The 14789-nt window shown below is 59.2% G+C and carries 16 protein-coding genes; 7 read left to right on the top strand and 9 right to left on the bottom strand.

Annotated elements, in window-relative coordinates; all coding sequences use genetic code 11:
* Nucleotides 1-393 precede the first annotated feature (393 nt).
* Nucleotides 394-1578 carry a Zn-dependent hydrolase gene (locus ACR0IV_RS18085; RefSeq protein ID WP_480659869.1) on the bottom strand — a complete coding sequence of 395 codons (1185 nt, stop codon included), beginning with the start codon at nt 1576-1578 and terminating at the stop codon, nt 394-396.
* A gap of 129 nt (nt 1579-1707) precedes the next feature.
* Between ACR0IV_RS18085 and ACR0IV_RS18080 the strand changes: the two genes are divergently transcribed.
* The 4 genes from ACR0IV_RS18080 to ACR0IV_RS18065 are packed head-to-tail and all read left to right on the top strand — an operon-like array spanning nt 1708 to nt 5199.
* Nucleotides 1708-2358: a histidine phosphatase family protein gene (locus tag ACR0IV_RS18080; RefSeq protein WP_480659870.1), complete on the top strand. Its 651-nt coding sequence runs from the start codon at nt 1708-1710 to the stop codon at nt 2356-2358.
* A gap of 10 nt (nt 2359-2368) precedes the next feature.
* Nucleotides 2369-2983 carry a glutathione S-transferase family protein gene (locus ACR0IV_RS18075; protein ID WP_480659871.1) on the top strand — a complete coding sequence of 205 codons (615 nt, stop codon included), beginning with the start codon at nt 2369-2371 and terminating at the stop codon, nt 2981-2983.
* A gap of 14 nt (nt 2984-2997) precedes the next feature.
* On the top strand, nt 2998-4053 hold the full coding sequence (locus tag ACR0IV_RS18070) for a saccharopine dehydrogenase (protein ID WP_480659872.1): 1056 nt from the start codon (nt 2998-3000) through the stop codon (nt 4051-4053).
* 3 nt (nt 4054-4056) lie between these two features.
* Nucleotides 4057-5199: a saccharopine dehydrogenase family protein gene (locus tag ACR0IV_RS18065; RefSeq protein WP_480659873.1), complete on the top strand. Its 1143-nt coding sequence runs from the start codon at nt 4057-4059 to the stop codon at nt 5197-5199.
* Nucleotides 5200-5270: 71 nt separating this feature from the next.
* On the opposite strand, the gene ACR0IV_RS18060 is transcribed toward ACR0IV_RS18065, so the two are convergent.
* The 4 genes from ACR0IV_RS18060 to ACR0IV_RS18045 all read right to left on the bottom strand — a co-directional run bounded on the left by ACR0IV_RS18060 (nt 5271) and on the right by ACR0IV_RS18045 (nt 7316).
* Nucleotides 5271-5471 carry a DUF1127 domain-containing protein gene (locus ACR0IV_RS18060; RefSeq protein ID WP_480471642.1) on the bottom strand — a complete coding sequence of 67 codons (201 nt, stop codon included), beginning with the start codon at nt 5469-5471 and terminating at the stop codon, nt 5271-5273.
* 33 nt (nt 5472-5504) lie between these two features.
* Nucleotides 5505-5732: a DUF1127 domain-containing protein gene (locus tag ACR0IV_RS18055; protein WP_480659874.1), complete on the bottom strand. Its 228-nt coding sequence runs from the start codon at nt 5730-5732 to the stop codon at nt 5505-5507.
* A gap of 406 nt (nt 5733-6138) precedes the next feature.
* Entirely contained in the window at nt 6139-6456 is a 318-nt protein-coding gene (locus ACR0IV_RS18050; protein ID WP_480471640.1) for a DUF3775 domain-containing protein, read from the bottom strand.
* Between the two features lie 86 nt (nt 6457-6542).
* Entirely contained in the window at nt 6543-7316 is a 774-nt protein-coding gene (locus tag ACR0IV_RS18045; protein ID WP_480659876.1) for a DUF1365 domain-containing protein, read from the bottom strand.
* A gap of 144 nt (nt 7317-7460) precedes the next feature.
* Here ACR0IV_RS18045 and ACR0IV_RS18040 point away from each other — a divergent pair, with 144 nt between their 5' ends.
* From ACR0IV_RS18040 to ACR0IV_RS18030, 3 genes are read left to right on the top strand one after another with little or no spacing between them, the layout of a single operon-like run.
* On the top strand, nt 7461-8117 hold the full coding sequence (locus tag ACR0IV_RS18040; RefSeq protein ID WP_480659878.1) for a sigma-70 family RNA polymerase sigma factor: 657 nt from the start codon (nt 7461-7463) through the stop codon (nt 8115-8117).
* Nucleotides 8118-8127: 10 nt separating this feature from the next.
* Nucleotides 8128-8778: a ChrR family anti-sigma-E factor gene (locus ACR0IV_RS18035; protein WP_480659880.1), complete on the top strand. Its 651-nt coding sequence runs from the start codon at nt 8128-8130 to the stop codon at nt 8776-8778.
* A gap of 45 nt (nt 8779-8823) precedes the next feature.
* Nucleotides 8824-9228 (top strand): hypothetical protein, encoded by a 405-nt coding sequence (locus tag ACR0IV_RS18030; RefSeq protein ID WP_480659882.1) that lies wholly within the window; start codon nt 8824-8826, stop codon nt 9226-9228.
* A gap of 3 nt (nt 9229-9231) precedes the next feature.
* Here the strand turns inward: ACR0IV_RS18030 and ACR0IV_RS18025 are convergent, their stop codons facing one another.
* The 4 genes from ACR0IV_RS18025 to ACR0IV_RS18010 all read right to left on the bottom strand — a co-directional run bounded on the left by ACR0IV_RS18025 (nt 9232) and on the right by ACR0IV_RS18010 (nt 14789).
* Complete coding sequence (locus tag ACR0IV_RS18025; protein ID WP_480471635.1) at nt 9232-10461, bottom strand: DNA recombination protein RmuC; 1230 nt, start codon at nt 10459-10461, stop codon at nt 9232-9234.
* Between the two features lie 52 nt (nt 10462-10513).
* A complete protein-coding gene (gene mutL / locus ACR0IV_RS18020) occupies nt 10514-12373 on the bottom strand; it encodes a DNA mismatch repair endonuclease MutL (RefSeq protein WP_480659883.1) in 1860 nt (619 codons plus the stop codon).
* A gap of 284 nt (nt 12374-12657) precedes the next feature.
* Nucleotides 12658-13587: a metal ABC transporter permease gene (locus ACR0IV_RS18015; protein ID WP_480471633.1), complete on the bottom strand. Its 930-nt coding sequence runs from the start codon at nt 13585-13587 to the stop codon at nt 12658-12660.
* The gene (locus ACR0IV_RS18010; protein ID WP_480659885.1) at nt 13584-14789 is read right to left on the bottom strand and encodes a metal ABC transporter permease; all 1206 of its coding nucleotides are present in this window, start codon (nt 14787-14789) and stop codon (nt 13584-13586) included. The genes ACR0IV_RS18015 and ACR0IV_RS18010 overlap by 4 nt, the downstream gene beginning before the upstream one ends.

Below are 14789 nucleotides of genomic sequence, written 5' to 3'. Positions count from 1 at the left end.
GAACAGGCATCTCCCAACCAGCAAAATCAACCAACTTACCCCCCAACTCAACATGCAACGAGTACAAAGGAGTGCGCTTTAATTCGGTCATGGCGGGTACCTTCATTTTGTATCTAATGGCTGCAACGCATGCCCATCAGTCTGACCCAAGCTACGCATATTGCAACGATTCAGCCTTGGAATTCAGGATTTCTCCGGCATCTCAAAGCGTCAGTATACGGGCGTATGCATCAATAATGTTCCTATAGGAAACTTTTTTCCGTTAGGCAACACTCCATATACGCCGCCTATGGAAACACAACGCATATCAGAGGGCATGGTGCGTTTGAGTTTTGCTTAACGCAGGTCAAACTGCTGTAAAATTTGTATTTTCACTGCGCTTTATCGCGCAGATCACCTCAAGGCATGAACAGCGTGATCCAGCACGCGAAGACCCGCGACCAGGTCATCTTCGGCCGTATCCTCGGCGAAATCATGGCTGATTCCGTTGATTGATGGCACGAACAGCATCGCAACCGGCATGAGCCGCGAGACATTGGTAGCGTCGTGCAATGCACCCGATGGCATCCTGCGCCATTTGCCAGGCGCGACCGCTTGCGCGCCCGCCTCCAGCGCGCCGCGCAGGGTTGGGTCCATGCTGACTGGTTCCAGCCCCAGCATCGGGCCGTAACTCAGCTCCATCCCCAGTTCCCCGGCCACCTGTTGCGCGGTGGCGCGGATGATCTCTTCCATACGCACCAGCCGGTCGGCATCGCCATCGCGCCATTGCATCGAGAAGCGAACGCGACCCGGCACGATGGAGGACGCGTTTGGATGCAAATCAACACGCCCGATGGTCCAGACGGTTTGCGGCGTGACGATATTGCGAAACAGGTCATTCAGACGCGCGTTGAATAAAGACAGCGCCTGAAACGCATCGCGGCGCAGATGCATCGGTGTGGTTCCGGCGTGGTTCTGCTGCCCCTCGAAGGTGATCGCCATGTCGCGAATGCCGACGATATCGGTCACGACTCCGATCTGTTCTCCAGCGGCATCCAGCGCGGGGCCTTGTTCAATATGCATTTCGATAAAGCCGTTGAACCGCGCGGGATCGACAAAACCTTCAGCAAGCCCGGCCATCGATGCCCTTGCCGTGCCGAAGCTGATGCCCGCGCCATCCGTCAGACCGTCTGCCTTTGCCAGAGGCAATCCACCCGACCAGACCGCCGACCCAGTGGTGACGCCGAACCGCCCTTCTTCGTCCTGAAAGCTGACGACCGAGATAGGCCGGTCACTGGAACGCGCGATTTCCAACGCTGCAATGACCCCCAAAGCGCCGTCCAGCCAGCCGCCTTCGGGTTGACTGTCGGAATGCGACCCCATCAACAGCGACGGCCTTTCGGCCAGACCAAACAGGCTCCCAACCGGATCAAAATGCGGTGTCAGACCGGCATCGCTCATGCGCCCAGCCAACCATTGGCGCGCGGCAATGTCGGCCTCGGAATAGGCAGGGCGGACAACGCCCTTGCCAACACCCGAAGATCCGAAAGACCGCAGCTTGTGCAAATCGGCCAGAAACCGTGTGTGATCAACAGCCATGGGTCCTCCCTCTCGGAGCGACCATAACGATAAAGCGCACCGGGCACAGGAGTTTTTTGAAGCGCATGCGAAACCCCTCTGGCCCCGGCCCCGAACCTGCCCTAAGACGTCAGACCAAGAGGGATCGTCATGTCACATATCACACTGGTGCGCCACGGGCAGGCCAATACAACCGCGCGGGATGAGCTGAGCTATGACAGGCTCAGTGATTTGGGCCATCAGCAGGCACGTTGGTTGGGTGCGCATTTGCGTGACACGCGCACCCACTATCCCCGCGTTTATTGTGGCACCCTGAACCGCCATGTGGAAACCGCAAACAGCATGGGATTGTCCGAGCCGATCCGTGACGCGCGGCTCAACGAGATCGAGTATTTCACGCTCGCCCAATTGTTTCACCAGCAGCACGGGGTCGAGGTTCCGACCGACCGTGAAGGCTTTATCGAACATCTGCCACGCACCTTCTCTGCCTGGTCCCGGGGCGAGATCGAGGATGCGCCAGAGACCTTTGAAGAGTTCGACACGCGTGTATCTGACGCGCTGCACGACATCGGCACCGAGGGTGGGCCAGCAATCATCGTGACCTCGGGCGGGTTGATCTCGATGGTGGTGCGGCAGGCCATGGGCCTGGACATTCCGTCGATGGCGCGGGTGGCCCTTGCCATCATGAATACGTCGATGCATCGTCTGCACCCGATTGGCACACAGCTGAGCCCCGTTCTGTTCAACGCTGTGCCCCATCTGGAAGCGCCCGACCGGCAATACGCGCAGACCCACCTTTAAGGAGGCCCCGATGCAGCTTTACTATGCCCCACGCACCATCTCGATCGCCGTCGCGATTGCCTTGGAAGAGGCAGGGCTGGACTATGAAGCCATCAAGCTGGATTTTGCCGGGGCCGAGCAGACCAAGCCCGCCTATAAGCAGATAAATCCCAAGGGCCGGGTTCCGGCGCTGGCGGTCGAGGGCGGCATCCTGACCGAAACCGGCGCGCTGTTGGACTATATTGCCACCATCGCACCACAGGCCGGGCTGGTCCCTGAAGACCCCGTAATGGCCGCAAGGATGCGAGAGGTGATGTACTATCTGGCCTCGACCATGCATGTGAACCATGCCCATAAGCTGCGCGGGCCCCGTTGGGCAGACAAGAAATCCAGCTGGAAAGACATGAAGGACAAAGTCGCGCAAAACATGACCGCGTCCTGCGACTATATCTCGTCGAACGGGCTGCGTGGGCCGTTTGTGTTGGGCGAGGCGTTCTCGCTGGCCGACGCTTATCTCTACGTGGTCTGCAGCTGGCTGGAAGGCGATGGCGTTGACGTCTCAGCCTTTCCCAAGATCGTCGCCTTCCGTGAAGCGATGGAGGCCCGGCCTTCGGTACAGGCGGTGCGCGCCGCCGGAATGCTCTGACAAAAGGAATAGGAATGACACATCTCTGGGTCCGGGCAGAACAGCGCCCGAACGAGGAACGGGTCGGACTGACCCCCGAAGGCGCCGCCGCCCTGATCGCCGCAGGTATCCGTGTAACGGTCGAAGAAAGCTCCGTCCGGGCCATCCCGATTGATGGATATAAGGACGCGGGCTGTGAGATCGCTGCTGAGAATTCTTGGCCAGATGCGCCGCGTGACGCGATTATCTTCGGCCTCAAGGAACTGCCCGAGGACGGCACGCCCCTGCCCCACCGCCATATCATGTTCGGCCATGCCTATAAGGGTCAGCATTCCGGTCGCGCGCTGTTGCAGCGTTTCAAGATTGGCGGCGGCACGCTTTATGATTTGGAATATCTGGTCGAGGAAGGTGGCCGCCGGGTTGCCGCCTTTGGCTATTGGGCCGGTTATGCCGGGGCTGCGGTCACGCTGAAAACATGGGCCGCGCAGCAACGAGGCGAAGAATGCCCGCCCGTTGGAGTTTACGGCAACAAAGATGCACTGAACGCCGAGCTGCTGGCCGAACTGGACGCTACGGGTGCGGCGCGTCCTGACGCCATCGTCATCGGAGCTTTGGGTCGTGTGGGCACCGGAGCTGCAGACCTCTGCGAGGCCATGGGTGTCAAAGTCACCAAATGGGACATGGCCGAGACCGCAAGCGGCGGGCCTTTTCCGGAAATCCTGAACCACGACCTGTTCCTGAATTGCATCTTCGCGCGCCCCGGCACCCCGGTCTTTGTTCCGCGCGAAGCTCTGACCGCACCGCGCAAGCTGACCGCCATTGGCGATGTCGCCTGCGACCCGGACAGCGATTACAACCCGGTGCCGGTCTATGACCGCGCCACCACATGGGGCGCGCCGGCCCTGCGCGTGGCGACCAACCCGGTGATGGACGTCATGGCCATCGACAACCTGCCATCGATGCTGCCGGTCGAAAGCTCGGAAGACTATGCGGCGCAATTGCTGCCGTCTTTGCTGACCCTGACCGATCTGGACAGCGGTGTCTGGGGCCGGGCAGAAGCAACTTACAAAACTCATATCGAAGGGATCTGAGCGATGACGATTCACTGGTGTGGTACCGGCCTGTCGGCCATCCCCGGCCTGCGGCGCCTGATCGAAGGCGGGCACAAGGTCACCGTCTGGAACCGAACGATCGACAAGGCCAAGGCCGAGGTCGGAGACATGACCGATGACATCCGGGCGTTCGACATCGGCGCTCTGGGCGAGGTGTTGGAAAAAGGTGACGTGATCGTCTCCATGCTGCCGGGCGATTGGCACGTGCCGCTGGCGGAGCTGGCGATCTCGAAAGAGGCCAATTTTGTCTCATCCTCTTACATCGCGCCCGAGATGCGCGCATTGGATGACAAAGCACGTGAAGCGGGTGTCGCGCTGGTCAATGAGGTCGGATTAGACCCGGGCATCGACCACCTGATGGCGCACGCCCTGGTCGCAGACTACCGCGCTTCAGACGCGTTCGGTGCGCAGAACCACCTAAGCTTCATCTCATACTGCGGCGGCATTCCCAAGAACCCCAACCCGTTCCGCTATAAGTTCAGCTGGTCGCCACTGGGTGTACTCAAAGCACTGCGCTCACCATCGAAATCCATCCGCGACTACGCTCCGCTGGACGTCGCCCGCCCGTGGGATGCGATCACCAGCTATATCGCGCCGCTGCCGACACCGGAAAGCTTTGAGGTCTACCCCAACCGCGACTCGCTCCCTTTCATGGCCGAGTATCAGTTCGAGGATCACTGGCCGGTCAAGGAATTCGTCCGCGGCACTTTGCGCCTGAACGGTTGGGCCGATGCGTGGTCTGACGTGTTCACCGAGATCGAAACCCTCTCGGGACCCGAAGGCGACGCCCGCCTGAAAGAGATGTCCGACCAGTTCTGGGCCGAGAATGCCTATGATGAAGGCGAACCTGACCGCGTGGTATTGTGTGTTGGCCTGAAGGCCGAAAAGGACGGTATTCCGGTCTGGAACAAAACCTATGTCATGGACGCCTGGGGCGATGCGCGCGGCACTGCCATGGCGCGCCTGGTCTCAATCCCGGTGTCACTGGCCGTCGAGGCGGTGCAGAACCGCGCCATCCCCGCTGGCGTCCACGCAGCTCCCAGCGATCCAAAACTGGTACAGGGCTGGATGAGTGAAATCGACAGGCTGGCACAACATCTGCAGGTCGTTGATCACCTTGCCTGAATCAGACAAACAGCCATTCCCGCGACGCAGGAATGGCTGTTCTGATCTCTCCCGAACAGACGGGCAGGCGTTCAGATAAATTGTGCAATCACCGTTTCGACATCGACACGGTTGATACCCAATTCAGAAAGCTCTTGGTCTGACAGCCGGTTCAATTCCTGAGCCGCACAGACGATATCTTTCCGGATCGCGCGCATCTGCATTGCCCGGTCAAACAGCATCAAAGCACTGGTCGACGGGTTCTGATCATTGACAGGGTTCGTATCCAGCATGATCCTACCTCCTCAATCGGATTGCGGTTAGACCTACGCCCGATACGGCATGTGGTGATAGACGCTCTGATACGCGCGTTGCTTGATCTCATCGCGCGGGATGCCGATATCGTGCAACTGATCATCGCTCAGCCGCTCAAGCTCGCGAAGCGTTCTGGTGTAAGCACGCCGGCGGAACTGTTCGACCTTCACTTCAGCATGATTTGCAAACAGGCCAAAAAAGAGACCCTTCTGGGCGTTCGCTGTATGTACATGTGCCATGTCGTTTTCCTCCAAGTTTCATTACCAGCTCGGTGATGTACCTGAGAAAAGAACTCGGCATTAACGATGCCGGAACGACACATGAACTTTGCTTAATGAACTGAGGGCAGCTTACTTCTGCTGGGCATAGACCAGATCAAGCAAGTTTGCGCGCGACCCGGCTGTTGCGAAAATCATCAAAACTGCTGCGACTCGCATCCAGGAAAACGGACGTTGAGCGGCGCCGGCAGTAATCGTTGAGATCATTCAATCAACCAAAGACATATCTACACGGACCCTAGGCTGACCATCTTGCAATTGTCCACGTCCGCCTCTTCGTTTGACAAAACCACTCTGGGGAGGCGTCATCGGTTCAAGCATTGATAGTGGAGGGCTGGCTTCTCACACCTGCCCTCTTAGCCTGTGCCTACATCAGATCGTTCTCAACGTCTTCAGCCGATATCCCAAGCGCATCCAGGCCGTTTTCAAGGTGATCGGACAGATGCGGCGTGCCTATCAGATAATCCGCGCACGGAGTCGAAGCCTCGGACTTGGCGGTGGCGACGGCCTCGGCCAGATCCTCAGCGAAGAAACTCTCACGCCCGATCCACATGACGGCGACCAGTTCTGCCTGTTCGTCTTCACCCATCCGGTCGATAAACGCACGCAGTTCGCCCTCGGCCCGGTCCAATTCACGCCCCATCATGGCGACCTGGGCTATTTTTCTTGCCGAGATTTCCAGCATTTCCAACTCCTCGTGTTCGCGATCTCAACCCTACAACAACCACTCTGACGGGGCTGAGTCTTTGATCTTGAACAAACAGGTGCGGCTTATGGTTCGCGAACGCGGGAAACCGGGTGATCCGGTACAGGCGCCGTCCGGAACGGGCGGAACGTGGCCTTCTTCAGCTTCAGCTTCAAGGCCTGCCAGACAATCAACGCGAAGGTGCGGCGCGCACCAAATGGCCTGCGCAGCAACGACTTGAGGATTATCCCATCGTTCAATCGTTCCCGTGATCCGGTCAGGGTCGCAATCAAACCTCCGGCCTCGCGGCCATAATCAATCCAGACACCGATCCGGTCCGGTCGGTAGTCAAAACGGAACGTATAGGACCCTTCGATCTTCTGGAACGGAGAGACATGCATCAGCTTGTCCGCCACGATGCGATCCGAGGCTTGGATGGGTGCAAAATTGGCATTGTGGCACAAGTAGCTGTGGCGCGTACCATAGGTGTTGGTCACCTCGGCCACCACTGCATAGATCTGTTGTTCCGTGTCGAAACAGAACCAGAAGCTGACCGGATTGAAGACATGTCCCAACACACGGGGCTGAGTCAGCAAGGTGATTTCCGCGGGCTGTGTAATGCCCATCCTATCGAACTGTTCACGCAGCCAAATCGCGCCGCCCCCCTTACCGGGTTCACCTCCGTGATCGCGGCTGCGCCAGTTCGTGACATTTATCCGGTTCAGCGAAAACAGAAGCGGAGTCGCAACTGTTTTTTCCGGATCAAGCAGGATGTAGTCGACCGAATAGCGAAATGCGTTTTCAATCGCACCCTTCCGTCCGTGATAGGTATGCCCTGCGATATGGTCGATCCGGTCCATTTTGCTTTCCAGTTGGCCACCAAGCCGCTCGATCGGCGCCCAATTCCAGGGCCTTTTCATATGGATACTACGAAGTAGGCCTCAGGATGGATTAAAATATTCGTGCGAAGTGATCCGGCTTTGGCCCGACTGCGTAATGAGGTTATGTTTACAGAGATCGATACTGTGAGCGTGGATGATCCGGTGGGTGAGAGCCCTGCCCCAAAGGCCTTGCTCGCGAAGAAACGCAGCAAGGGCAAGCCGGTGAACAACGCGAACGGCAGTTGTAGGACCAGAACCGAGTGGGTGAGTCACGTCGCCCGCATCCGTGACGCGCAGGATCAGATGGCCTTTGCCGAGCTGTTCCAGCACTTTGCACCTCGGGTCAAAGCGTTTCTTATGAAATCAGGCTCTGACGCCGCGATGGCCGAAGAATGCGCGCAAGAAGTTATGGCGACCTTGTGGCATAAGGCGCATCTATTCGATCCGACGCGCGCGACCGTGGCCACATGGGTGTTCACGATCGCCCGTAACAAACGCATCGATGTGTTGCGCAAACAACGCCGCCCCGAGCCCGAAGATCTTGGCTGGGGGCCCGAGGCAGAGCCGGAACAGGAAGATGTACTGGTGATGCAACAGGAGACCGCGCAGCTGCGTGACGCCATGGCGGCGTTGCCCGAGGCGCAAAGACAGCTGATCGAGAAGGCCTACTTCGGGGATCTGAGCCACCGAGAAATCGCAGCACAGACCGGCTTGCCCCTGGGCACGATCAAATCACGGATACGGCTGGCGCTGGATCGCTTGCGCCACGCGATGAACTGAGATGAAGACGATGAAACACGATATCAAACATCACCTGACGGATGACCTGCTGATGGCCTATGCCGCAGGCAATCTGCCCGAAGCGTTCGACCTGATGGTCGCCACGCACCTTTCCTTATGCGATCACTGTCGGGCCCGGGCCGAAAGTTTCGACGCCGTTGGGGGCTGCGTCCTTGAGGAACAGCCTGCGCCCGCTCAGATGGCCGATGACTCTCTGGCCGCAACCATGGCGCTGATTGCGCAGGGTGCGCCAACCCCGAAGCCCGTGCGTCCAAGCTGTTCGGTATTACCCGCTCCGCTGCAGGACTATGTGGGCGGCGATGTGAACGCGATCAGATGGAAGCCCATCGGGATGGGTGTCAAACAGGCGATTCTGCCCACAACTCGCGAAGCGACGGCCCGGCTGCTGTTCATTCCAGCTGGCGTCGCGGTACCTGACCACAGCCATCACGGAACTGAGCTGACCATGGTGCTACAGGGTGCCTTTTCGGACGAGGTCGACCACTTTGCGCGCGGCGATGTCGAAATCGCGGATGAAGATCTGCATCACACTCCGACCGCGGATCTGTCGGAAGACTGTATCTGTCTGGCAGTCACGGACGCGCCGTTGAAGTTCAGCAAACTGATGCCACGCCTGTTCCAACCTTTCCTGCGGATCTGACATACTCAGGCAGGTTTTGCTGCGCTGACCCAGCCGGAGGAGACTATGAAAACACGTTTCATCTTGAGCGCTTTACTTGCGGGGCTTGCAAGCGTTGCCTTGGGACAGCGTTCAGCAGATGTGAAATTCGAACCGGGTAATTATGGCACGATGGTCAGCGGCACGATCACCGGCAGCGATTATTTTGACTACTCCCTGGGCGCCAGATCAGGGCAAGAGATGTTCGCCGACCTGCAAGTCAGCGATACGAATGGCAATGGTGTGATCTATTTCAACATCCTGCCTCCTGGCAGTGACGGGGCAGCGATCTATAACGGCTCAATCGATGGCAATACAGCCCGGATCGACCTACCCGAGGACGGAGATTATACGATCCGCGTCTACCTGATGGGAAATGATCGCGATACGGGCAAAACAGTTGGTTACACTCTGGACCTGTCGATCCAGTAGCGCTCAGCCTTCGGTTTTCCCCAGCGGTACGACATTGGTGTGATCGTCCGGGGCAAGCTCCTCGAAGTCGAAGTTGTCCAACCGCTGCGCGCGACGCCCGGCCTTTTCGGCACTGATCTTGATTTCCGAGATATCCTTGGCCGCCTGCCCGAAATGACGATCGAGGTTGGACACACGTTCGCCCAATCGGTCAACATCCTTGTGCAGCATGCCCAGTTCCTTGCGGATCGCTCCGGCCTGCTCCCGCATTCGCGCATCTTTCAGGATCGCGCGCATCGTATTCAGCGTCGCCATGCAGGTGGTGGGCGAGACGATCCAGACCCGCTTCGAAAAACTCTCCTGCACCAGCTCGGGAAACTTGGCATGCAGCTCGGCATAGACCGCCTCGGACGGCAGGAACATCAGCGCGCCATCTGCGGTTTCACCGTCGAGGATATATTTCTCGGCAATGTCGTTGATGTGTTTGCGCACGGTGCTCCGGAACATTTGCACTGCAGCTTTCAGTTCCATATCGTTGGTGGCACCAATCAGCGCCTCATAAGCCTCCAACGGGAATTTGCTGTCGATCACAATCGGGCCCGGAGGGTTCGGCAGGTTGATCAAGCAATCCGCCCTACGCCCGTTCGACAGCGTCGCCTGAAGCTTAAAACTGTCTGTAGGCAGCGCTTTGGAGACGATATCGTTCAGCTGAATCTCACCAAACGCACCGCGGGTTTGTTTGTTCGACAGGATATCCTGCAGCGACAGAACATCGCCCGAGAGCTTGGTGATATTGTCCTGCGCCTTGTCGATGGCTGCCAGACGTTCCTGCAATTGCGTCAGCGAAGTCGCAGTCTGCTTTGACGACCCATGCAGCGATTCCTTCATCCGCTCCTGCATCTCAGCCAGAGCACGCGCCGATTTCATCGCGTTATCCGCCAGCCGGTCGTTCATCTGCTGCTGGACCGAGGACAGGCGGGATTCGACTGTCTGGATCACCTGGACCTGCGCATTGGCTTGCGTGTCCGAAACATGCTGCAATCCGCCGCGCAGTTGCTCCTGCCCCTGCCCCAACTGCTGCACATGCTGGCCCAGATGCGCCATCTGTCGGGCCAGAGGCTCCGCCATCCGGGCCGAGCGCTGCGCCGCGCGCATGGACATAAACAGCAGAAGCAGGATCAATGCCACCACTCCACCCGCAATCAGGATCACGGGGTCGTTCAATGCAACTTGGGTGCCAGCAATCTCGATCATATCGCCTCGGATGTTCTTGTTTTATTCTTCTTACCGCGCCAAACGCACGGGATCAACTGCGGCCGAACAAACGCTCGATATCGGCCAGCTTCAATTCCACATGTGTTGGCCGCCCATGGTTGCACTGACCGGAATGAGGCGTCGCCTCCATCTCGCGCAGCAGAGCGTTCATTTCCTCGGCCCGCATCCGACGGCCAGAGCGGACCGAGCCGTGGCAAGCCACCCGGCTGAGGATCGCCTCAATCCGTGCCTGTACCATCTGGCTTTCGCCCTGATCGGCCAGTTCATCAAGGATGTCGAGGATCATCGCGCGGGCGTCGACTTCACCCAGGATGGCCGGGGTTTCACGCACGGCGACAGCTCCGCCTCCGAAGGGCTCAATGGTCAGGCCAAAGCGGGAAAGATCATCGGCTACGGCCATCAGACGCGCACAGTCTCCCTCGGATAATTCGACAATCTCGGGGATCAACAGTGCCTGAGCGGCAACGCCATTTTCGGCCATCTGGTTTTTGAGCTTTTCATAGACCAGCCGCTCATGCGCCGCGTGCTGGTCAACGATCACCATACCATCGGCGGTCTGGGCGATGATGTAATTCTCGTGAACCTGACCACGCGCGGCACCCAAGGGCAGGTCTTGCGGCGCAGGTTTTTCAGCGGCAACCGGGACCACCGGAGCAGATTCGACCACACTTCCGCTATAGTCGCGGGACAGTTCGGCAAAGCCAGGCGCCTGCGCCTGATAAGCCATCTGTCGTGCCGCGAGCGATGGCCGATCCATCTGATACACTCGCGCCGGAGCGGGCTGGGCCGGTTCGGGCCGCATCGCACCCAAGGTCGCATTGGCAACAGTGGTCGAGGCCCGATGCCCAGCCTCGGCCAGAGCATGGCGCAGCGCCGAAACGATCAGTCCCCGGGCCACGCCGGGATCACGGAAACGAACCTCAGATTTCGCCGGATGGACGTTCACATCCACCAGCGTCGGGTCACAATCAATGAACAGCGCTGCCGCCGGGTGACGGTCGCGACTGAGGAAATCGAAATACGCCGCCCGCAGCGCACCTGTCAGCATCTTATCCCGCACGGGACGGCCATTGACGAACAGGTACTGCGCAACCGCAGCACCGCGCGAATAGGTTGGCAAGGCAGCGTAGCCATACAACCGGATACCTTCGCGCGTCGCATCAATCTGCAGAGCATTCTCGGCGAACTCACGTCCTATCACGCGGGCCAATCGGGCGTGCAAGGCGTCGAACAAATCGCCATTCTCACGATCCGCGCGAAAGGTCACCCGCCCTTCGCCGCCTCCCGAGACGTCGCGCAGTGTAAATGTGATCGCCGGTTCAGCCATCGCCAGACGCTTGACCGTATCGGTGATCGCCTGCGCCTCGGCCCGGTCGGTACGCATGAATTTCAGCCGAGCCGGCGTGGCGAAAAACAGATCGCGCAGTTCAACCACTGTACCCGCGCGCAAGGCCGCAGGTTTCACCGCCTCCATCTTGCCGCCGGACACGTGGATCTGAGCTGCATCCGAACCCGGCACCCGGCTGGTGATGGTCAGACGTCCGACAGCCCCCAAAGACGGCAATGCCTCACCCCGAAATCCAAACGTGTGGATATTGAGCAGATCAGATCCATCGATCTTAGAGGTCGCATGGCGCGACAACGCCAATGGCAGATCCGTTGCAGTTATGCCGCAACCATCGTCGGTGACGCGAATCAACGTCTTCCCGCCATCCGCGATATCAATCGCAACCCGAGTCGCCCCGGCATCGATTGCATTTTCGACCAGCTCTTTAACCGCCGAGGCCGGACGTTCCACCACTTCACCTGCAGCGATCCGATTAATGGCGGCATCGTCTAGCTGCCGGATGACCGGTCTGTTTTCGCTGATATTGGGGTTCGTTTGCGCCATACCGCTAGACCTAGCACATATGCGCGCGATTCTACCACCGGTTTGAATAGAATTCGGGGGGCTAGAAATAAGGTGTCCGACCGGCTCTGACCGCGGCGTCAAGGGGGTAGCGACATTGGTCAGAGCTGGCCGGACTTACCGAAGTGAGTGGTGGTCATCCGTTTAACAATTGAAGGACTCGTACCACGAGAAATGGAATAAATCTTGTTAAGACTGCGCTATTGTTTCCACTTGGCAAAGATGCGCCGATGCTCTGCAGATGGCACTGGCGCAAATACGCCAAGTCAAGCCGTGCTTGGGGCTCCGGAGCGGGTTCGGCACGGTCCAAAGACCGCCGCCACAGCCAGAATCAGCCCCGAGACCGTCGCAATCATACCGGCAGCGCTGACAGCATCCGCGGCCCCTAGCCAGAGCGGACCATACCCCGCGAGCACATACCCCGCCATGGCGGAGATGGTGGCGAACACAACGCTCCATGCGACCTGAAATTCCAGCCGATTGGTCATCATGCGCGCCGCGGCGGGCGGGCAGATGAACATTGCGATCACGATGATTGAGCCAACGGCATCAAAGGCGGCCACAGCGGCGATGGCAGCCGTGATGACCAACGCCATGCCAAGCGCGCCAGTCCGAATGCCGATGGTGCGCGCGAAGCCTTCGTCAAAGGTGGAAATCTTCAATGGGCGCCAGAACAGCCAAGTAAACAGGATCACTCCGACCAGCGTCAAAGCGATACGCGGAAGCTCATGCGGGAGCCCGGCCAGCGCCACGGGGTCCAACAACGAGGACCAGCCTGTCGCGTCCAGCCAGATCAGGCTTTCCAGATTTCCGTAAAGCGCATGTTCGACGTCCAGATGAACATTCGATGTATCGGTTTGTTCCAGCAGCAGCACGCCTGCTGCGAACATGGTGGTGAACACGACGCCCATGGCGGCACCGGGTTCGATCTGGCCCAGCCGTCGGATCGCCTCGATCATGACGACCGCGACAATGGCGGCACCGGCGGCCCCCAGCATCATCGGCCAGGTCGAGATCACCCCGGTCAACAGGAACGCCACAACGATGCCGGGCAGAACCACGTGGCTGATTGCATCCCCGATGAGCGCTTGCTTGCGCAGCACGAGAAAGTTGCCGGGCAGCGCGCAAGCAATCGCGGCAAAGGTTCCGATCAGCATCGGTGTCAGTGACAGGGGGACAAATTCTTCACCACTCATGAGGGCACCCCCTGCGGGCCGCCAATGCGGCGGTCGATTTCTGCAATCTGGTCGCGGGTCAGAACCGTTTCGATATCACGCAGCCCGTCATAAAGCGCGGCCGTCGCCTCATGCGCCTGATCGGCGCGGACGAATTCCCATCGTTTCTCATCACGCAGAGCTTTGGCAGCGCGCGCCTTGCCCGCTTCGGTCGCCACACCATCGGCCCGCACGATCCCCGCACGACGCAGCAGGCGTAAGGTCAAAGGCTCATAAATCTTCTGACCCTGCCCCAATGCAAGCAACCCCTGCCGCACGTGGACCCGGCGCTGGAACCGCAGGTGGCGGAGGACGGCAGCCAATACGCCACGTACCGGAGCCAGCAGCAATGACAGAGCAAAAAACCCGAAGCTAACCAGCACGATGATCGGACCCGTCGGCAGGTTCGGGGCTGATGCCGACAACGCCGCTCCGATATAGCCCGCCAGCCCTCCGGCAAGTCCGGCCAAAAGCACCACACGGTCCGACCGTTCCGACCAGAACCGGGCCGTGACCGGCGGGATGATCAGCAAGGCCACGATGAGGATCAGGCCGACAATTTTCAGCCCCACAACCGTCACCGCCATCACCAGGCCCATCATCGCCAAATCGATCCGGGACACGGGCAACCCACGCGCCGTCGCATATTCGGGATCAAAGGCCACCATCATCATCGGACGTCTGATAACCAGCACCAATGCCAGCGTCAGAGCGCCACCGACCGCGATGATTAGAGCATCCGCCCAAAGCATTCCCGCAGTCGACCCCAGCAGAAACCCCTCAAGCCCGGCCTGACGGCCCACGCCCATGGTCTGGATGACAGTCAACAGGACGATACCCAGACCGAAGAACACCGACAGGATCGCACCGATCGCTGCGTCTTCGGCCAGTCGCGTATGGCGTGTCAGCCAGTTCATGCAGAGCAGGCCAATCCACGCCGACACGGCCGAGCCTGCAAGCAATCCGATCAGGTTCCGGCCATCACCGCCAAACGCCACAAGCACCATGAAGGCCAGACAGACACCGGGCAACGTGGCATGGCTGATCGCATCGCTGACCAGCGCGCGTTTGCGCAGAAACAGAAAGGTGCCCGTTACCCCGGCCGAGATGCCCAGCAAACTCGCACCAATCGCAACCAGCGTGGCGTTATAGCCAAGCTGAAGGCTCAGAGCGTCCCAAAGCAT

This window comes from Ruegeria sp. C2, assembly GCF_056537765.1.
The sequence above is the reverse complement of the archived record's forward strand: the minus strand, read 5'-3'. Positions and strand labels throughout refer to the sequence as shown.